This is a genomic window from Klebsiella sp. 141251 (assembly GCF_050600725.1).
GTDB lineage: Bacteria > Pseudomonadota > Gammaproteobacteria > Enterobacterales > Enterobacteriaceae > Klebsiella > Klebsiella aerogenes.
The window spans coordinates 420,918-440,287 of the sequence record NZ_JAQIRG010000001.1 but is presented as its reverse complement, the minus strand read 5'-3'; the positions used below and the strand labels follow the sequence as shown (position 1 = coordinate 440,287).

Sequence of the window (19,370 nt, the reverse complement as noted above, 5' to 3'; positions counted from 1 at the left end):
GGCTTAGGGGTAAAGTATGCTTACGCTTGTTGAGATCCTTATCGGGGTCGTGGTTATTGTGGGCGTCGCCCGCTACATTATAAAAGGCTATTCTGCGACAGGCGTGCTGTTTGTCGGCGGTTTAATCTTGCTTATCGCCAGCGCCATCATGGGGCATAAGGTTCTCCCGGCTAGCGCCGCCAGCACGGGTTATACCGCGACCGATATCTTTGAGTATATTAAAATACTGCTCATGAGCCGCGGCGGCGACCTCGGCATGATGATAATGATGCTCTGCGGTTTCGCTACCTACATGACCCATATCGGCGCTAACGATATGGTGGTTAAACTGGCCTCTAAACCGCTGCGATATATTAACTCGCCTTATCTGTTGATGATTGCCGCCTACTTCCTCGCCTGTCTGATGTCGCTGGCGGTCTCCTCGGCGACCGGCCTCGGCGTGCTGCTGATGGCGACGCTGTTCCCGGTAATGGTCAACGTCGGCATTAGCCGCGGCGCCGCGGCGGCGATTTGCGCCTCCCCTGCCGCGTTGATCCTGTCGCCGACCTCCGGTGACGTCGTGCTGGCCGCCAAAGCTGCCGAAATGCCGCTGATAGATTTCGCTTTCAAAACCACTTTACCTATCTCGATTGCCGCTATCGTCTGTATGGCTATCGCTCACTTCTTCTGGCAGCGCTACCTCGATAAAAAAGAGAACGCCTCACACGAGATGCTCGACGTCAATGAGATAACCACCACCGCCCCGGCGCTGTACGCCATTTTGCCTTTCACGCCAATTATCGGGGTGCTGATTTTTGACGGCAAATGGGGGCCAGAGCTACACATCATCACTATTCTGGTGCTCTGTATGGTACTGGCTTCGATACTGGAATTTCTGCGCAGTTTCGATACAAAAAAGGTCTTCGCCGGGCTGGAGGCCGCCTATCGCGGCATGGCTGACGCCTTCGCCAGCGTCGTCATGCTATTGGTCGCGGCGGGCGTATTTGCCCAGGGGCTGAGCACTATCGGTTTTATCGACGGTCTTATCTCCATAGCCACCTCGTTCGGTTCCGCCAGTATCATTCTGATGCTGGTGCTGGTGATCCTGACCATGCTGGCAGCGATGACCACCGGTTCCGGCAACGCGCCGTTTTACGCCTTCGTTGAGATGATCCCGAAACTTGCCCACTCTTCCGGCATCAACCCGGCCTACCTGTCGATCCCTATGCTGCAGGCGTCGAATCTGGGCCGCACTATTTCACCGGTTTCCGGCGTGGTGGTCGCGGTGGCGGGAATGGCGAAGATTTCTCCGTTCGAAGTCGTTAAACGCACCTCGGTTCCCGTTATCGTCGGTCTGTTGGTGGTGATCATCGCCACCGAGATTCTGGTCCCCGGCGCCGCGATTCAATAAACCACAAACCATACTGAAAAGGCGCCAGCAGGCGCCTTTTTTATGCTTTAATAAATCCCAGCAATTAATCATCTCCCACTATCAGGAATAAAAATGTTCAGGAAGGATGTCGTCGCCATTGCCCTTTTACTCGGCGCAACGCAGGTTGGCGCAGAACCGCTTACCGCGACGAAATACGGTGATTTCGATCGTTACGTGCTGGCACTGTCCTGGCAAACCGGTTTTTGTCAAAGCATGCTGGATAGTAACCGTAATGAGCCTGAGGAGTGTCGGCTACAGCAGGACGAACGTAATAAAGCCGATTTTCTGACGGTACATGGCCTGTGGCCGGGCCTGCCGAAGTCGATCGCCTCGCGCGGCGTCGACGAGCGCCGCTGGATGCGCTATGGCTGCGCGACGCGCCCTATCCCCAATATGCCGGAAGTCAAAGCCGGGCGTAAATGCCAGGCGGCGGAAACCGGGCTGTCGCTGGAAATGGCGAATAAGCTGAACAGCGTGATGCCGGGTTCCGGCGGGAACTCTTGTCTGGAACGCTATGAGTATGCCAAGCATGGCGTCTGTTTCGGCTTCGATCCGGATAACTACTTCGGCACGATGGTGCGCCTGAATGGCGAAGTGAAGCAAAGCGCAATCGGTGATTTCCTGGCGAAGCACTACGGACAAACCGTTAGCCGTAGCGATTTTGATGCCGCCGTCGCCAAAGCGTATGGCGCGCAAAACGTCAAAGCCTTTAAATTAACCTGCGACGGCAACCCGGCTTATTTAACGGAAATGCAAATTTCCATTAAAGCTGGCGCTATCAATGCCCCGTTGGGCGCAGATTCGTTCCTGCCTCAGCCGCATCCGGGCAACTGTGGGAAGCAGTTTGTGCTGGATAAAGTGGGTTCTTGATAGCAGGACCAGCCATCTTATCGTCCACTTCATCTGCTTTTGCTCACGATGCGCTGAATGTGCGCTTAATCACTTCAAACATCAGGCAAGTCTCAGTATGATGAAGGGACATTAACCCTTGCCCCTTTCGGCGAGGGTTTTCTTTTACGGAAAAGGTTCCTGGATAACATGGAGTATGCAATGACCAGACCCGCAATCATTATTAATGAATTCGATGCTGAACGTATCGATAGACTGCTTGAGCAACCGGCTTACGCGAATTCGCCGGTCGCCGATGCCCTGAACGACGAACTGGATCGCGCGCAAATGTTGGCGCCGGAAGCGATGCCGCACGATGTCGTGAGCATGAACAGCAAAGTCCGCTTCCGCGATTTAACCAGCGGTGAAGAGCGCGTGCGGACCCTGGTCTTCCCGGCTCAGGCGACCGATAGCGCCACTCAGCTTTCCGTTCTGGCGCCGGTTGGCGCGGCGCTGCTTGGGCTGAAAGTCGGCACCTCCATTCACTGGGAGTTACCCGGTGGCGCATCGGCACACCTGGAAGTACTGGAATTGTTGTACCAGCCGGAAGCCGCAGGCGAATTCCATCGCTAAGTTTCCCGCTGCCTGAGGCGTTTGACGCTTTATTCAGAGGATGCCTCGCCATCCTCTTTCTGTTTCCCTCCCGCTATGACAAATTTTTACCTCATCCCGTGACGGGGCATACAGTTTTGCGACCTGAATGCCACATTATCCTTGTATAATATGTTGATATAGAAACAGACAAACAAGGAGAAATGCATATGTATAAAACTATCATTATGCCGGTTGATGTCTTTGAAATGGAGCTGAGCGACAAGGCTGTCCGCCATGCAGAGTTTCTCGCCCAACAGGACGGCATTATTCATTTGCTTCACGTGTTACCCGGTTCATCGAGTTTCACCATGAGCCGTTTTACTGCCGATCTGCGCCGCTTTGAAGAGCATCTGCAGCATGAAGCGGAGACCCGCTTACAGACCATGGTCGGCCATTTTAGCATCGCCCCCTCTCGTATTAAGAGCCATGTGCGTTTCGGCAATGTCCGCGATATGGTTAATGAACTGGCCAATGAAATAAAAGCTGACGTAGTGGTGATTGGCTCACGCAATCCGTCGATCAGCACCCATTTGCTGGGTTCAAACGCCTCAAGCGTCATCCGTCATGCGCATATTCCGGTAATGGTCGTGAGATAACGGAACGGTGAAATAAGCAAAAAAAAAGAGGCGACCACAAGGTCGCCTCTTTGCTGTGTGCAGGGAATGTCTTACAACTTTTTATGATTATGCGGTTTTGGTGCGAATCAGATAATCGAATGAGCTCAAAGAAGCTTTCGCGCCTTCGCCAGTGGCGATAATAATTTGTTTGTACGGCACGGTAGTACAGTCGCCGGCCGCAAACACGCCTTTCACGTTGGTTTCACATTTGGCATCAATGATGATTTCACCCATGCGGTTACGCTCAACCGTACCTTCCAGCCAGTTGGTATTCGGCAACAAACCGATCTGGACAAAAATACCGGCTAACGCGACATGATGCTCATCGCCGCTGACGCGGTCGCGGTACTGCAGCCCCGTCACCTTACTGCCATCGCCAACCACTTCGGTGGTCTGGGCGTTGAGAATAATATCGACATTTTTCAGGCTGCGTACTTTGTCCTGCAGCACCTGGTCGGCTTTCATTTCTGGTGCGAATTCCAGTAGCGTTACGTGTTCAACGACGCCCGCCAGATCGATCGCCGCTTCAACGCCGGAGTTACCGCCGCCAATCACCGCCACGCGTTTACCTTTAAACAGCGGGCCGTCACAGTGCGGGCAGTAGGTTACGCCTTTAGTCCGGTATTGGTCTTCACCCGGGACGTTCATGTTACGCCATTTAGCGCCCGTTGCGATGATCACGCTGCGCGCTTTCAGCACCGCGCCGGAGGCGGTTTCAATCTGATGCAGGCCGCCTTCGACAGCTGCCGGGATCAGTTTTGCCGCGCTTTGTGAATCAATCACATCAACATCATATTCACTGACGTGCGCTTTCAGCGCGCCGGCCAACTTTTGACCTTCGGTTTTCGGTACGGAAATATAGTTTTCGATATCTACGGTATCCAGCACCTGACCGCCGAAACGTTCGCCCATCAGGCCGGTACGAATGCCTTTACGCGCGGAGTAAACAGCCGCCGCGGCACCAGACGGGCCGGAACCAACAATCAAAACGTCATAAGCATCACGTTTGTTCAGCTCTTCCGCCGCACGTTTTTCCGCGCCGGTATCCACTTTGGCAACGATTTCAGTCAGCGTCATACGGCCTTGACCAAATTCCTGACCATTCACAAACACCGCCGGAACACCCATCACGTTGCGTTCAGTGATTTCATTCTGGAAGGTTCCGCCATCAATCGCCGTGTGTTTGATGCGTGGGTTAAGCACCGCCATCAGGTTCAACGCCTGCACCACGTCCGGACAGTTGTGGCAAGAGAGCGAGTAGTAGGTCTCAAATTCAAAATCACCGTCAAGATTGCGGATCTGCTCGAGCAGCGACTGGGCTTCTTTCGACGGATGACCGCCGGTCCACAGCAGCGCCAGCACTAATGAGGTGAATTCATGTCCCAGAGGAGAACCTGCGAAACGCGGCCCCTGGTTAGAGCCTGGATTAGTAATCAGGAACGATGGCTTACGTACCGCCAGCGTGTTGTCTTCTTTAAAGGTGACTTTGTCTGACAGTTCAGCGATTTCAGCCAACAGTTCCTTGATCTCTGCCGATTTAGCGCTGTCATCCAGCGTGGCAATCAGCTCAACAGGTTTGGTCAGCTTCTCAAGATAGGCCTTGAGCTGGGTTTTCATGTTGGTGTCGAGCATTTTTATCTCCTGGGCTTAAAACATCATCATGCAAGCGGCCTTTATCGGGCAGCCTGAATGCGCTTGCATCATGGTGTTGGAATAAAACGGGCGCGGGTACGCCCGTTGATTAGCGGGAATAAAACGAATTAGATCTTACCAACCAGATCTAAAGAAGGAGCCAGAGTCGCTTCACCTTCTTTCCACTTAGCCGGGCACACTTCGCCTGGGTGGGAAGCAACGTACTGAGCAGCCTTGATTTTACGCAGCAGGTCAGACGCATCACGGCCGATACCTTCAGCGGTAACTTCGATTGCCTGGATGATACCCTGCGGGTCAACGACGAAGGTCGCGCGGTCAGCCAGACCTTCATCTTCACGCATGTTGTCGAAGTTACGGGTCAGGGCGCCAGTCGGGTCGCCGATCATCGCGTATTTGATTTTAGCGATGGTGTCAGAGCTGCTGTGCCACGCTTTGTGGGTGAAGTGGGTGTCGGTAGATACAGAGTACACGTCTACGCCCAGTTTCTGCAGCTCTTCGTAATGGTCAGCCACGTCGCCCAGCTCGGTCGGGCAAACGAAAGTGAAGTCAGCCGGGTAGAAGAAGAAGACGCTCCAGCGGCCTTCAGTATCTTTTTCGGTAACTTCGATGAATTCACCGTTTTTGAATGCCTGGTTTTTGAAAGGTTTGATTTTGGTATTAATTAAAGACATCGATACTTCCTCCGTGTTTTTGTTGAGGTCTAAGTTAACGAATTTTTCCTGACTCGACCAATGCGTTTGCATTATCAAATCAATAAGCGTTATCTAACAACCGTAACAAGACAACTTTGTGAACCTGCCTTCGCGATCGCGGTTTTTCTCCGTTTTTCGCCTCATTTCGCTGAAAGTAAAAAGGCCGCCCTCTCAGGCGGCCCCGTTACCTGAAATACCCGCAGGTAGCTTCAGCGCCAGAATGGCTGGCAATATGTTGCGCTCTACACCTTAATGTAACAGCATGAGTGATTACATCATTCGCCGAACTAAAGGGCAACCAAACGCCCGGCAGGTCTTATCTATGACTGCGATAGGTTTGACCACTACTTCGCATTATCTTCTGATTTAAAAGGAATACTCATGTTAAAACGACTACTTTTCCTGAGCCTGCTGCCGTTATGTAGCTATGCCAAAGACCTCCCCGCCCCCGTAAAAGCAATAGAGAAACAGGGTATTACTATCATTAAGCCCTTTGAGGCGCCGGGCGGCGTCAAAGGCTGGCTCGGGAAGTATCAGGATATGGGCGTTGCTATTTATCTCACTCCCGACGGTAAACACGCCATTTCCGGCTACATGTACGACGAAAACGGCAACAATCTGAGCGAACAGCTTTTCCAGAAAGAGCTCTATACCCCGGCGGGACAGGCGATGTGGAAAAAACTCGAGTCCGCTAACTGGCTGCTGGAAGGCAAAAAAGAGGCCCCCATCGTCCTTTATGTGTTTGCCGACCCTTTCTGTCCTTATTGTAAACAGTTCTGGCAACAGGCGCGGCCGTGGGTTGAATCCGGTAAGGTGCAACTGCGTACCTTATTGGTCGGCGTGATAAAACCTGAGAGCCCGGCCACCGCGGCAGCGATTCTGGCAAGCAAAAACCCGGCGCAAACCTGGCATGATTACGAACAGTCCAACGGCAAAATGAAGCTCAACGTCCCGGCAGATATCCCTGCGGACTTGATGAGGACGCTAAATATCAATCAGCAGTTGATGGATGACCTCGGCGCTAACGCCACCCCGGCTATTTACTATATGAATAAAGACAGCATGCTACAGCAGGTGGTGGGATTACCCGATAAAGAGAAACTGCAGGTGATGATGGGTGAAAAGCAGCAGTAAAAAATAACGCATTTCCGCCAGAAGCTTAAGGACACAAAAGGATCTGGCGGAAAGCGATCGCTTGGTATACATTAAGTAGGGGTTAATTGTATATTTAGCTATAGTAATGATAATTCACGGCATCACTTCAAATTTATTACGATAAGTAATAGTAATCCGTTCGCCTCGACGCAACATAAACAGGACGTTAAGCATGGCCAACCTTTATGATTTAAAAAAATTCGATCTAAACCTGTTGGTTATTTTTGAGTGTATTTATCAACACCTTAGCATCAGTAAAGCGGCAGAAACGCTGTTTATAACGCCTTCTGCGGTAAGTCAATCACTACAAAAGTTACGAAATCAATTAAACGATCCGTTATTTGTCCGCTCCGGGAAGGGGATAACTCCGACGACCGTTGGTGTGAATTTACATCATCATTTGGAACAGAATCTCAACCAATTAGAAAAAACGATTAATATTGCCAATCATTCTGAATTAAGTAAAAAATTTGTTATTTATAGCCCACAACTTCTTATATCACCAGGAACAATGGATTTAATAAATAGATTAAATATGGATCCTAACTTGCAAATCGATCACCGCGATCTTCTTCTGTCGCCAGAAAGCGTCGAAGATCTTCTGGCCTACCGTAAAGCAGACTTAATCTATAGCGTTACCCCATTGTCAAATCATAGTACGATTTGCCAGCCTTTTCTGGAATTACAGATTGTGCTCGTTTGCCGCGAAGGTCACCCCCGTGCGGACCACCTTAACTCATATGAAGCTATTTCACGTGAGGGATTTACGCTTTACGCTTCTTCAGATCCTAAATTAAAGGCCTTTCAACAGAATAACGACGAACGAATGCCTGAAAGAAGAATTGCGTTTCGCAGTAACTCTCTGATAGCTATTTTAACCATGATCAATCAGAGCGATCTGCTAGGATTTGTACCTAAGCATGCGATAGATTATTTTAGCGCTTCATTTAATTTTCGTGAGCTTTCACTTCCCCACCCTATTCCTACCGTAACAACCTATATGATTTATAATTGTTCATCATTGAACAACCCCAAATTCGCCGAATTTATTACGCTAAGTACCGCAGCTAATTAATTTGTCATTTCAAACATATTCACAAAGTGAATATGTTTGTGTGAATTACATTGACCTAGCTTAAAACATTACTATTTCATATTAACCTTACCATTAATGTGTTCTACACTACCTGAAAAAGCGTACCTATCACATTAAAGGATTAATGGTAATGTCATTAATAAAAATTCCATTACCCGAGTCCGTTCTTCAGGCTAGCCAGCAGCGGATACAGTGGGTATTAGAAAATTTTTCACGCATCTGCATCTCTTTCTCCGGCGGAAAAGACTCCACCACCATGCTGCACCTGACGGCGCTTTGCGCCCGGCAAATGGGTAAAAAATTCAGCGTGCTGTTTATCGATTGGGAGGCGCAATTTTCCTGTACCATCCAGCATTGCGAAAATATCCGCGCCGAATACCGGGATGTTATTGAAAAATTTTATTGGGTTGCCCTACCGCTCACCACGCAAAATTCACTGACTCAGTTTTCGCCGGAGTGGCAATGCTGGGAACCTGGCGTCAACTGGGTACGCCAGCCCCCCGCTGACGCCATTACCAATCCCGGCTATTTCCCGTTTTATCGTAGCGGAATGAGCTTTGAAGAGTTCGTTCGCGATTTCGCCGACTGGTTTTCGCAAAACCGCCCGGCGGCGATGATGGTGGGTATCCGGGCAGATGAGTCGCTTAATCGTTTTATGACCATCTCATCGCAGCGCAAACTGCGCTTTGCCGACGACAAGCCATGGACAACTTCGGCGCCGGGCGGTCATACCTGGTACATCTATCCGATCTATGACTGGAAAACCGCCGATATCTGGACGTGGTTTAGCAAAAGCGGCCATACCTATAACCCCCTTTACGATCTGATGTATCAGGCCGGAGTGCCGCTACGCTATATGCGGATTTGCGAACCTTTTGGACCTGAGCAGCGCCAGGGGCTCTGGCTGTATCACGTGCTGGAACCTGAGCGTTGGGCAGCCATTTGCCAGCGCGTAAACGGCGTGCACAGCGGCGGTATTTATGCCGGATATGACAACAAATTTTATGGTCACCGTAAACTCGATAAACCCGGGCACCACAGCTGGAAGAGTTATGCCCTGTTTCTGCTGGATAGCATGCCGCGACCAACTGCCGAGCACTATCGCAACAAAATCGCGGTCTACCTGCATTGGTATCAAAAACAGGGAATGGACGATATTCCCGATTGCCAGGAGGGCGACATCGGCACCCGGGATATCCCTTCGTGGCGACGCGTCTGCAAGGTGTTATTGAATAATGATTACTGGTGTCGCCAGCTTTCTTTTAGCCCAACTAAAGCCACCCGCTATAAAAACTACTGTGAGCGTATAAGTAAAAAACGCCAACAATGGGGACTGTTATGCAACAACGACTAATAACCCAGATAGAAGAGTATCTGGCCGCTCTGCCGGAAGAGGAGAAAATCGACGCACTAAACCGCTTTCGCCAGGCTTTGCATCGCCATAGTCCTTTTCGCAACCAGCCGGTTGACTGCGTGCTATGGGTTAAAGAGGGAGAAGTGGTTCCCAATGATTACAACCCTAACAATCTTGCACCACCGGAAAAGCGGCTGTTACTAACCTCGCTGGAGGCCAACGGCTTTACGCAACCTATTGTAGTGCAGCATCAGCAAGCCAAAGCGTTATACCATCGTTGACGGTTTTCACCGCCACGAACTGGCCAGTAATAAAGTGTCGCTGAAAAAGCAGCTCAAGGGGTATTTGCCGGTAACCTGTCTGACGGCGAACAGCCACCCGCGCGATGCCCTGATGGCCGCCACTATCCGCCACAACCGGGCCCGCGGACGCCATCAGATCCACGCGATGTCGGAAATTGTCCGCGAGCTGGCCAATCTCGGCTGGAGCAATAGCAAAATCAGTAAAGAGCTGGGGATGGACGCCGATGAAGTGCTGCGCCTGAAGCAAATTAACGGTCTGGCCGAGATATTCGGCGACCGTCAATTTTCTCAGGCGTGGACGGTAAAATAGCTACAGCCGACGCAGACGGTCTGCCGCCGCCAGCAGGGTCTCCGGCTGCTTGGCGAAGCACAGACGAATCAACTTATGCGGGAAAGGATCGGCGCAGAATACCGACAGCGGGATCGCCGCCACGCCGACTTCAGTCGTCAGCCAGCGACAGAAGCTGACGTCATCAAGATCAGAGATTGCGCTATAGTCGGCCAGCAGGAAGTAGGTCCCTTCACAAGGCAAAATCTCCAGCCGGCTATCGCGTAGCGCATCGATAAACAGATCCCGACGCTGCCGATAAAACGCTGGCAGCTCGCGGTAGTGCTCCGGCTGCGCGCGCAGCATATCCGCCAGCGCCAGCTGAGCCGGCGTGTTAACGGCAAAGGTTAAATACTGATGCACTTTACGCAGCTCGGCGCTGATGGCGGCAGGCGCCACGCAATACCCCACCTTCCAGCCGGTCATGTGAAAGGTTTTACCGAAAGAAGAAACCGCCACAGCCCGCTCCCGCAGCTGCGGATGGGCCAGTACGCTGGCATGCCCCTGCTCAGCAAAACAGATATGCTCGTATACTTCGTCGCTGATAACGTAAATTTCCCGTCCGGCGATAGCCTGCCACAGCGCGGCGAAGTCTTCCCGCTGCCAGACGGTGGCGGACGGGTTATGCGGCGTATTAAGAATGACCAAACGGGTGCGGTCGCTTAACGTGGCGGCAAACTGCTGCCAGTCAACGCGGAAATGCGGCGGCTGCAGAGCAATCCGTTTCAGCACCCCGCCGGAAAGCTCTACCGCCGGCGCGTAGCTGTCGTAGCTCGGGTCAAAGCAGATCGCTTCATCACCCGCCCTCACCAGCGCGGTAATCGCCGCATACAGCGCTTCGGTCGCCCCCGCGGTGACGGTGACATCGCTATTCGCATCCGGGCGATAGCCATACAGCTCAGCGGTTTTATCGGCAATGGCTTCGCGCAGCGCCGTTACGCCGGTCATCGGAGCGTACTGGTTAGCCCCCTGGGCGACGTGCCAGGCCAACCGTTCCTGTAGGTAACGCGGACCGTCAAAATCCGGGAAACCTTGTGATAGATTGATGGCCTGATGCTGCTGCGCCAGCGCGCTCATCTGGGTAAAAATGGTGGTGCCTAATGCAGGGAGTTTACTCTCAGGAATCAGTGGCTTATTGCTCATTCTCTTTGTTCCGATTGTAATGCTGTTGTTGAAGCCACTATAACACGATGTTAGTATTTGGCAATCAAGACGCTTAGACGTCTAAATGCTAACGTTATTTCGCTTGCCGCAGGCAGGCGGCAAACCGACGCCACCGGCAGCACGGCGCACTATCCACTCTGGAGATACCATGATCCGCGCTATCGTGACCGATATTGAAGGCACCACCAGCGACATTCGCTTCGTCCATAACGTCTTATTCCCCTACGCCCGCGAGCGGCTGGCCGCGTTTGTCAACGCGCAGCAGTACGTCGAGCCGGTCAGTACCATTCTCGACAATCTGCGTACGGAAATCGCCTCTCCCGAAGCCAGCACCGCCCAGCTTATCGATACGCTATTCCGCTTCATGGACGAGGATCGTAAATCGACGGCGCTGAAAGCGCTGCAGGGCATTATCTGGCGCGAGGGCTATCTGAACGGTGATTTTACCGGCCATCTTTATCCCGATGTTCTCCCGGCGCTGGAGAAATGGAAGGCAATGGGCATTGATTTATATGTATATTCCTCAGGCTCGGTCGCCGCGCAGAAATTGTTATTTGGCTACAGCGACGAAGGTGATATTACTCATCTCTTCAGCGGCTATTTCGATACCCTGGTCGGCGCCAAACGCGAAGTTCAATCCTATCGCACTATCGCCGAACAACTGGGGCATAACCCGGCGAGCATTCTGTTCCTCTCTGATATCCATCAGGAACTGGACGCCGCCGAAGCGGCAGGTTTACGCACCCTGCAGCTGGTACGCGGCGACCGCGACCCGGCCAGCCATCATCCACAGGTTCAGCGTTTTGACGACATCGACCCGGAGCAACTTCCCTCATGAGCGCATTAACTATTTTTTCCGTTAACGACGCCAGCCATCCACGCTGGCACAGCAGCAACGCCGATGAAATCCAGCAGCAATTGAGCGCAAAAGGGGTGCGCTTCGAGCGCTGGCAGGCCGATCGCTACCTGGGCCCGGCGCCAACCGCTGAAACCGTTATTGCGGCCTATCAACACGCGATAGATAAACTGGTCGCTGAAAAGGGTTACCAAAGTTGGGATGTCATTAGCCTGCGAGCGGATAATCCACAGAAAGAGGCGCTGCGGGCAAAATTCCTCAATGAGCATACCCATGGCGAAGATGAAGTGCGCTTCTTTGTCGAAGGCGCCGGGCTATTTTGCCTGCATATCGGCGATGAAGTTTTTCAGGTGCTGTGCGAAAAGAACGATCTGATCTCCGTTCCGGCGAATACCCCACACTGGTTCGATATGGGGTCGGAGCCGAATTTCACCGCCATTCGCATTTTTGACAACCCGGAAGGCTGGATAGCGCAGTTCACCGGCGATGCTATCGCCGATGCCTACCCGCGCTTACCCTAATCGCCTTTACGCATAGCGGCGGCGCAGCAGCTCGCATTCGAAAAGGAATTCGAGCCCTTCCAGCTGACGCCGCGCCTCGCTAACATCCCTGCCCCAACAGGTTAAACCGTGGCCGCGGATCAAAAATCCATAACGTAAAGGATGACTACGGGCATACGCTTCAATCCGCGCCGCCAGCGCCTCGATATCCTGATCGTTATCAAAAATCGCCACCGCTACGCTATCGAGATGGCTATGCTGCCCGCTCAGCGTTTTTTGCATTTCATAGCCCTGCAGCTGAAGAGTATTGCCGGTTTCAAGGCGTGAGAGCACCGTAGCGTGCACGGTATGCACGTGCAGCACGACGTTCGCTTCCGGAAACAGACGATAGACCAGCGTATGCAACCCGGTCTCCGCCGACGGTTTCCGCCCCGACGGCGCATTATTGTTTAGGATATCTACCTGAAGAAAATCGTCGCAGGTCAGGCTGCCCTTATCGCGCCCCGATTCACTTAACCAACACCAGCGCGCATCCTCGCGTACTGACATATTGCCGCCGGTTGCCGGCGCCCACCCTTTCGCGCCAATCCAGTGACAGGTGGTCACCAGTTGTGCGAGTCGCTCTTGCCACATAATTGTTCCTTATCGAGGTTAACCGTTACGCCACCGGCGCGAAGATACCGTCTGCCACCTGCTGTGGCGTAACCACGCCGCTATCCAGCACCCAACCGCTGATTAACGACGCTGGCGTCACGTCAAAGGCCGGATTGTAAACCGGCGCGTTTTCTGGCGCCCACTGCACCGCGCCAAAGCTGCCTTTTACGCCGGTCACCTCTTGCGCCGCACGCTGTTCAATCGGGATCGCCGCGCCGTTCGGGCAGTGGCGATCGAGAGTGGTTTGCGGCGCCGCCACGTAGAAAGGAATGCGATGATAGTGAGCCAGCACCGCCAGCGAATAGGTCCCGATTTTGTTCGCCACGTCGCCATTGGCGGCGATACGATCCGCGCCGACCCATACCGCATCAACCTGCCCCTGCGCCATCAGGCTGGCAGCCATGGAGTCGGTAATCAGCTGATACGGCACGCCCAGTTCACCCAGCTCCCAGGCGGTCAGTCGCCCGCCCTGCAGCAGCGGCCGCGTCTCGTCGACCCAGACGTTAGACACTTTGCCCTGTTCATGGGCCAGGGCGATAACCCCCAGCGCGGTACCCACCCCCGCCGTCGCCAGACCGCCGGTATTACAGTGGGTTAACAAGCGGCTACCCGGCGTCACCAATGTATTACCGGCTTCGGCAATACTGGCGCACAGCTGTTTATCTTCGGCAATCAGGCGCAGCGCTTCGCTCTCCAACGCCTGCGGATAGTTTTCCTGCGCCAGCGCCTGCTTCATCCGATCGAGATTGTTCATCAGATTGACCGCGGTCGGCCGCGCCGCACGCAATGTTTCCAGCGCCTGAGCAAGCTCGTCGCGGGAAAGACCGCGCTGGGCTAACAGCGCCAACAGCAGGCTGGCGGAAAGACCGATCAACGGCGCGCCGCGCACCCGCAGGGCATGAATATGGTCCACCAGCAGCGCAACGTTATCCGCCGCCAGCCAGCGTTTTTCCTGCGGCAATGCCTGTTGATCGAGAATAAAAAGCTGATTTTCGCTTACCCGCAGGCTGGTGGTCTGTAGTGTCTGCATATCGTTAAATCCCTGTTGCGTTGTTGTATCACATTGTGTCAGGATGAAATCCAGATGTATAGACGTCTGAACGGCTTAATTCAGCACTTTTGAGGATCGAGGCAATGTCGCAATACCATACCTTCACGGCCAGCGATGCGGTGGCTTACGCACAACAATTTGGCGGGCTCGACGATCCGTCTGAGCTGGTGTCGGCGCAGGAGGTAGGCGACGGCAACCTCAATCTGGTGTTCAAAATTTTCGATGCTCAGGGCGTGAGCCGAATTATTGTTAAGCAGGCGCTGCCCTATGTGCGCTGCGTCGGCGAATCCTGGCCGCTGACCCTTGACCGCGCGCGCCTCGAAGCGCAGACCCTGGTCGCGCACTACCAACACAGCCCGCAACATACGGTACAAATTCTCCATTTCGATCCCGCCCTGGCGGTCATGGTAATGGAAGACCTGTCCGACCACCGTATCTGGCGCGGCGAGCTTATCGGCAACGTCTACTATCCGCAGGCGGCGCGCCAGTTGGGCGAATACCTGGCGCAGGCGCTGTTCCACACCAGCGATTTCTATCTCCATCCGCATGAGAAAAAAGCGCAGGTGGCGCAGTTTATCAATCCCGAAATGTGCGAGATCACCGAGGATCTGTTTTTTAACGATCCGTATCAGATCCACGAGCGCAATAACTACCCGGCGGAGCTGGAAGAAGAGGTTGCCGCCCTGCGTGAGGACGCTCAGCTTAAGCTGGCGGTGGCGGCGCTGAAGCACCGCTTTTTCTCACAGGCCGAAGCCCTGCTGCACGGCGATATTCATAGCGGCTCCATCTTCGTCGCTGAAAATAGCCTTAAAGCCATCGATGCCGAATTTGGCTATTTCGGCCCTATCGGTTTTGACGTCGGCACCGCCATTGGCAACTTGCTGCTTAACTACTGTGGTCTGCCGGGCCATCTCGGCATTCGCGATGCCGCCGCCGCGCGCGAACAGCGGCTCAACGATATTCAGACCTTATGGCACACCTTCAGCGAGCGTTTCCAGGCGCTGGCGGCGGAGAAAACCCGCGATGCGGCGCTGGCCTGCCCCGGTTACGCCTCAGTATTCCTGAAAAAAGTATGGTGCGATGCCATTGGATTCTGTGGTACCGAACTGATACGCCGCAGCGTCGGGCTTTCACACGTCGCCGATATCGATTCGATTCAGGACTCGGCCATGCGCCACGAATGTCTGCGCCACGCGATAACGCTCGGCAAAGCGCTGATCGTCATCGCCGAGCGTATCGATAGCGTGGACGAACTTATCGCCCGCGTACGCCAGTACAGTTAATCGCTTGATTATTTATGTTGGGCTTCCAGCGTGGCAAACCACGGGGCGATAAAGTCTTCGGTTTGCCCCCAGCCAGGGATAACTTTCCCCAGCGATGCCACGTTGACCGCCCCCGGCTGTGCCGCCAGCAGCGCCTGCGGAATCGCCGCCGCCTTGAAATCGTAGGTAGCCGGGGTGCTTTCCCCGGCAATTTTATTGGCGATCAAGCGGACGTTGGTGGCGCCGATGAGTTTCGGGTCTACCGCCACGCTAACCTTCCACGGACTACCAGCTTCCCGCATCAGCTGTAAATCCTGATTGGAAATATCGATGCTGTAGAGTTTGATTTCACTACGGCCGTTTTCTTTCAGTGCTTTATAGGCTCCCTGGCTAAAGGCATCCCACGTGCCCCAGATGGCGTCAATTTTACCTTTGGGATACTTGGCCAGAATCGCGCCGACTTTGTTGGCGGTGTCGCCCTGCACGTCGGATGAAACGGCGCCGATAGACTCCAGCTCTTTAATCCCCGGATTTTGTTTAAGCAGCGTCTGGTAGGCCGCCTGACGGCGCTCCATTGGCGGGAATCCTGCCACCCATAACTTGATAATGTTGGCCTTGCCGTTGAAGTCTTTTACCAGTTGGCCAAAAGAGAGCTCGGTCAACGAGGCGTCATCCTGCTGGCTAACCGTCACGCCGGGGATAGTTCCCTGCACCGCGGTATCGAATACCGCCACTTTTATCCCGGCATCGACCGCTTTTTTCACCAGTGCGGTCGAGTAGGGATCGCGCCCCTGGGAAAGAATAATACCGTCGTATTTCTGGCTAATAGCCTGATTGACGAAGTCCTGGAATTTCGCGTCATCGCCGTTGCTCAGGAAGGTGCTAACTTTAAAACCGAGTTTTTTACCTTCCTGAATCGCCCCGGCGACAAACTGGGTGGTGTTATCGTCAGAACCGAGATTGCGAATCACCGCGATGCGGATCGGGCCGTTATGCTCAGCGATCGCCGCCGGAACCGGCGTCGGGGTCTGCGCCAGCGCTGCCATCGACTGCAGCAGGCCCAGCGCCATGAGAGAAAGTGCTATCTTTTTCATTTTGTTTACCCTGTAAAATGTTAGGTACGGCGCTGAAAATAGGTCAGTGCCAGCGCGCCAGCCAGCACCAGCCCTTTAATAATGTCCATCGCGTAATACGGCACCGAGAGCATCACCAGGCCATTGGAAAGCACGCCGAGGATCACCGCTCCCACCAGCGTCCCCAGCGCATTCGGTTTGCCGGAGCCCGCCAGCGAAAAGCCGATCCACGCCGCCGCGACCGCATCCATCAGGTAACCGCCGCCGGCGTTCACCTGGGAAGAGCCAATTCTTGATGCCAATAAAATGCCGCCCAATCCGGCCAGTAGCGAAGCAATCACGTAGGCCGCCACTTTATAGCGCGTGATCCGCAACCCGGAGAGCCGCGCCGCCTCCGGATTACCACCGATGGCGTACATCCGCCGCCCGTGGGTGGTGAACGACAGCGCCAGCTGCGCGATTAGCGTTACCACCAGCATGATAATGACGATGGTCGGTACCTGCCCCAGCGCGCCAAACGCAGCCGGGATCGTACCTTCGGCCATCTCGCCGCTCGGCAGCACCATATTTTCGGTGATCGAGCCGCCGTAGCTGTAGGTCATCGCCACGCCCTGAATCACAAACAGGCTGGCAAGCGTGGCGAGCATGTCAGGAATGCGCAGCACTACGATCAGAAACGCGTTGAATAACCCCACCAGCGTACAGAGCGCGAGGGTGATCAGAATGGCTTCAGTGGTGTTCAGGCCGTGCCAGACAAACAACGAAATCACTAACGCATTCGCCAGCGACGCCGTCGACCCCACCGACAGATCAAAGCCGCCGATGGTGAGCGAAATCGACACCCCAATGGCAATCACCGTCACAATAGCGATGGAGCGCAGAATGTTGATGATGTTAAACGGGTCAAGAAAGTTATCCGAGGCTAAACCAAAGACGCCAACCAGCAGTACCACGGTCAGCAACATGCCCCATTTATAGAGAAAATCGAAAAACCGCTGACGGCCCGATACCGTCGCGTTGACTGCCAGGGCCTTGCTCACGCTGCCGCTCCTCCGGTGGAGTAATAAAGAATCGTCTCTTCCCGCGCCTCGGCGCCGGGAATTTCCGCCACAATGCGCCCATCCCACAGCACGCAGATGCGATCGCACAGGCCTACCAGCTCGGAAAATTCACCGGAGGCGTAAATCACGCCCCGGCCTTCCCGCGCCAGGCCATCAATCAACTGAAACAGATCGGTTTTCGCTTTCACGTCCACCCCTTTCGTCGGTTCGTCGAAAATCAGCACGTTTGCACTGCCGCGCAGCCATTTGCCGATGGCCACTTTTTGCTGATTACCGCCGGAGAGACGGCGCAGCGTCTGCCCCGGCCCGGTGGCGCGCACGCCGATACGGGCAATAACCTCCTGCGCCCACCGCCACGCCTGCCGATGGCCGAACAGGCTCCAGCGCGAAAAGCTGTTATCGGCGCTGACCGCCAGATTCATGGCGATAGCCTCATCGATGAATATCCCCTCTTTGCGCCGCTCTTCCGGCACCAGCGCCAGACCCTGGAGGACGGAATCAGCCGGGTCGCGCGGCCGCCACGGCCGGCCGTTAAGTTCGCCGTGGCGCAGGCGGCTTTTACTGGCGCCGAATAAGGCTTTGCAGAGTTCAGTTTTTCCCGCGCCCGCTAAGCCGGCGATACCGAGAATTTCCCCCTTATGCAGGCGTAGCGAGATATCCTGCAACAGCGCCTCGTCATGCAAACCCTCAACCTGCAACAGCACCTCTGCGCCGTGCGGCGGACGCGCAGGCGGGAAAATATCGCTCAGCTCGTGACCGAGCATTTTTTCGACGATCTGCTCGCCGCTGAGCTCGGCCATCGGGCCGCTTTCGATTAAACGGCCATCGAGCAGTACCGTCAGGGTGTCGCAAATCGCTTTGAGTTCATGAATACGGTGCGAAATAAAGACCACGCCGATCCCCTGCTGCTGCAGACGACGAACCACCGCAAATAAGCGTTCGCTTTCGTGCTGATCCAAGGGCGCGGTGGGTTCATCAAGAATCAAAAAACGGCAATGGTGCGACAGTGCGCGAGCCAGCAGAATTTGCTGCTTTTCGGCAAGGGTACAGCTATCGATTGAACGTCGAACATCCAGCGCAATATCAAGCTGCGCCAGCGCGTCGCGCGCCTGCTGACGCACATGCGACCAGCGAAAAACCGCACCCGGCTCAGCCAGCCTGTCCAGCATGATATTTTCGGCAATGCTCAACCCCGGAACCAACGCAACATCCACCTCTTGCTGTACCAGATGAATTCCCAGTTGCTTTGCATCGCGCGGCGAACGAATGCTAACCGGCTGGTTATTGATCACCACTTCGCCTTCGTAATCGGCATGCGTCCCGCACAACACCGCCATCAGCGTCGATTTGCCAGCGCCGTTGGCGCCGGTCAACGCATGCACCGTTCCGCCCTTAAGGGTAAACGCCACCTTGCTCAGCGCCTGAAAACCGGAAAAGGCCAGGCTAATGTTATGCATCTCAAGGCGATTCACGCTCATCACCCTCCCGGGGCAATTAATATTCTGATTTAACGAATTTTTCACAGCCGCCGATGCCTGACAACTGCGTAAAAAGCATAAGATAAAACCAAATAATATTAGCCATCTGGATGTCCAGACATAACATCAGGTTAGCCCAACACCTATAAGGACTGCTTCCCACCCGGGTAGCGCTTTAGCC

The 19,370-nt window shown here is 54.1% G+C and carries 18 protein-coding genes and 1 pseudogene; 11 read left to right on the top strand and 8 right to left on the bottom strand.

Features of this window, described 5'->3' with window-relative positions; all coding sequences use genetic code 11:
• Nucleotides 1-16: 16 nt before the first annotated feature.
• The 4 genes from dcuC (at nucleotide 17) to uspG (ending at nucleotide 3,489) form a co-directional block, all read left to right on the top strand.
• On the top strand, nucleotides 17-1,390 hold the full coding sequence (dcuC, locus tag PGR09_RS02050; protein ID WP_045392945.1) for an anaerobic C4-dicarboxylate transporter DcuC: 1,374 nt from the start codon (nucleotides 17-19) through the stop codon (nucleotides 1,388-1,390).
• Nucleotides 1,391-1,483: 93 nt separating this feature from the next.
• Nucleotides 1,484-2,281 carry a ribonuclease I gene (gene rna, locus PGR09_RS02045; protein ID WP_047049309.1) on the top strand — a complete coding sequence of 266 codons (798 nt, stop codon included), beginning with the start codon at nucleotides 1,484-1,486 and terminating at the stop codon, nucleotides 2,279-2,281.
• A gap of 180 nt (nucleotides 2,282-2,461) precedes the next feature.
• Nucleotides 2,462-2,872 carry a nucleoside diphosphate kinase regulator gene (gene rnk, locus PGR09_RS02040; RefSeq protein WP_015367745.1) on the top strand — a complete coding sequence of 137 codons (411 nt, stop codon included), beginning with the start codon at nucleotides 2,462-2,464 and terminating at the stop codon, nucleotides 2,870-2,872.
• Between the two features lie 188 nt (nucleotides 2,873-3,060).
• Complete coding sequence (gene uspG, locus PGR09_RS02035) at nucleotides 3,061-3,489, top strand: universal stress protein UspG (RefSeq protein WP_430915764.1); 429 nt, start codon at nucleotides 3,061-3,063, stop codon at nucleotides 3,487-3,489.
• A gap of 87 nt (nucleotides 3,490-3,576) precedes the next feature.
• Here uspG and ahpF read toward each other — a convergent pair whose 3' ends face one another.
• Nucleotides 3,577-5,142, bottom strand: a complete 1,566-nt coding sequence (gene ahpF / locus PGR09_RS02030; protein ID WP_045392939.1) for an alkyl hydroperoxide reductase subunit F — start codon at nucleotides 5,140-5,142, stop codon at nucleotides 3,577-3,579.
• Between the two features lie 128 nt (nucleotides 5,143-5,270).
• Nucleotides 5,271-5,834: an alkyl hydroperoxide reductase subunit C gene (ahpC, locus tag PGR09_RS02025; protein ID WP_004859485.1), complete on the bottom strand. Its 564-nt coding sequence runs from the start codon at nucleotides 5,832-5,834 to the stop codon at nucleotides 5,271-5,273.
• Between the two features lie 402 nt (nucleotides 5,835-6,236).
• Here ahpC and dsbG point away from each other — a divergent pair, with 402 nt between their 5' ends.
• The 4 genes and pseudogenes from dsbG to PGR09_RS02005 all read left to right on the top strand — a co-directional run bounded on the left by dsbG (nucleotide 6,237) and on the right by PGR09_RS02005 (nucleotide 10,072).
• Entirely contained in the window at nucleotides 6,237-6,989 is a 753-nt protein-coding gene (gene dsbG, locus PGR09_RS02020; RefSeq protein ID WP_430915763.1) for a thiol:disulfide interchange protein DsbG, read from the top strand.
• A 193-nt stretch (nucleotides 6,990-7,182) separates the two neighbouring features.
• Nucleotides 7,183-8,085, top strand: coding sequence for a DNA-binding transcriptional repressor CitR (citR, locus tag PGR09_RS02015; protein WP_430915762.1), 903 nt, complete (start codon nucleotides 7,183-7,185; stop codon nucleotides 8,083-8,085).
• A gap of 151 nt (nucleotides 8,086-8,236) precedes the next feature.
• The gene (locus PGR09_RS02010) at nucleotides 8,237-9,460 is read left to right on the top strand and encodes a phosphoadenosine phosphosulfate reductase (protein WP_430915761.1); all 1,224 of its coding nucleotides are present in this window, start codon (nucleotides 8,237-8,239) and stop codon (nucleotides 9,458-9,460) included.
• A pseudogene (locus tag PGR09_RS02005) lies at nucleotides 9,445-10,072 on the top strand (IbrB-like domain-containing protein). Before PGR09_RS02010 ends, PGR09_RS02005 begins: the two are co-directional and overlap by 16 nt.
• Here PGR09_RS02005 and PGR09_RS02000 read toward each other — a convergent pair.
• A complete protein-coding gene (locus PGR09_RS02000; protein WP_165430692.1) occupies nucleotides 10,073-11,218 on the bottom strand; it encodes a pyridoxal phosphate-dependent aminotransferase in 1,146 nt (381 codons plus the stop codon).
• Nucleotides 11,219-11,402: 184 nt separating this feature from the next.
• On the opposite strand from PGR09_RS02000, the gene mtnC reads away from it, so the two are divergent.
• Both mtnC and PGR09_RS01990 read left to right on the top strand, forming a co-directional pair.
• A complete protein-coding gene (gene mtnC / locus PGR09_RS01995; protein WP_315712727.1) occupies nucleotides 11,403-12,092 on the top strand; it encodes an acireductone synthase in 690 nt (229 codons plus the stop codon).
• Nucleotides 12,089-12,631 (top strand): 1,2-dihydroxy-3-keto-5-methylthiopentene dioxygenase, encoded by a 543-nt coding sequence (locus PGR09_RS01990; RefSeq protein WP_045392919.1) that lies wholly within the window; start codon nucleotides 12,089-12,091, stop codon nucleotides 12,629-12,631. The genes mtnC and PGR09_RS01990 overlap by 4 nt, the downstream gene beginning before the upstream one ends.
• A 6-nt stretch (nucleotides 12,632-12,637) precedes the next feature.
• On the opposite strand, the gene PGR09_RS01985 is transcribed toward PGR09_RS01990, so the two are convergent.
• Together PGR09_RS01985 and mtnA are read right to left on the bottom strand one after the other, a co-directional pair.
• Complete coding sequence (locus PGR09_RS01985) at nucleotides 12,638-13,243, bottom strand: methylthioribulose 1-phosphate dehydratase (RefSeq protein WP_047050113.1); 606 nt, start codon at nucleotides 13,241-13,243, stop codon at nucleotides 12,638-12,640.
• A 25-nt stretch (nucleotides 13,244-13,268) separates the two neighbouring features.
• The gene (gene mtnA, locus PGR09_RS01980; RefSeq protein WP_213797398.1) at nucleotides 13,269-14,294 is read right to left on the bottom strand and encodes an S-methyl-5-thioribose-1-phosphate isomerase; all 1,026 of its coding nucleotides are present in this window, start codon (nucleotides 14,292-14,294) and stop codon (nucleotides 13,269-13,271) included.
• A gap of 104 nt (nucleotides 14,295-14,398) precedes the next feature.
• Between mtnA and mtnK the strand changes: the two genes are divergently transcribed.
• Nucleotides 14,399-15,598 carry an S-methyl-5-thioribose kinase gene (gene mtnK, locus PGR09_RS01975; RefSeq protein WP_315709668.1) on the top strand — a complete coding sequence of 400 codons (1,200 nt, stop codon included), beginning with the start codon at nucleotides 14,399-14,401 and terminating at the stop codon, nucleotides 15,596-15,598.
• A gap of 8 nt (nucleotides 15,599-15,606) precedes the next feature.
• Here the strand turns inward: mtnK and PGR09_RS01970 are convergent, their stop codons facing one another.
• Genes PGR09_RS01970 through PGR09_RS01960 form a run of 3 tightly spaced genes read right to left on the bottom strand, consistent with a single transcriptional unit; the run spans nucleotide 15,607 to nucleotide 19,189 of the window.
• A complete protein-coding gene (locus tag PGR09_RS01970) occupies nucleotides 15,607-16,671 on the bottom strand; it encodes a sugar ABC transporter substrate-binding protein (RefSeq protein WP_047077896.1) in 1,065 nt (354 codons plus the stop codon).
• A gap of 20 nt (nucleotides 16,672-16,691) precedes the next feature.
• Complete coding sequence (locus PGR09_RS01965) at nucleotides 16,692-17,690, bottom strand: ABC transporter permease (protein WP_032714059.1); 999 nt, start codon at nucleotides 17,688-17,690, stop codon at nucleotides 16,692-16,694.
• The gene (locus tag PGR09_RS01960) at nucleotides 17,687-19,189 is read right to left on the bottom strand and encodes a sugar ABC transporter ATP-binding protein (RefSeq protein WP_430915760.1); all 1,503 of its coding nucleotides are present in this window, start codon (nucleotides 19,187-19,189) and stop codon (nucleotides 17,687-17,689) included. Before PGR09_RS01960 ends, PGR09_RS01965 begins: the two co-directional genes overlap by 4 nt.
• Nucleotides 19,190-19,370 lie beyond the last annotated feature (181 nt).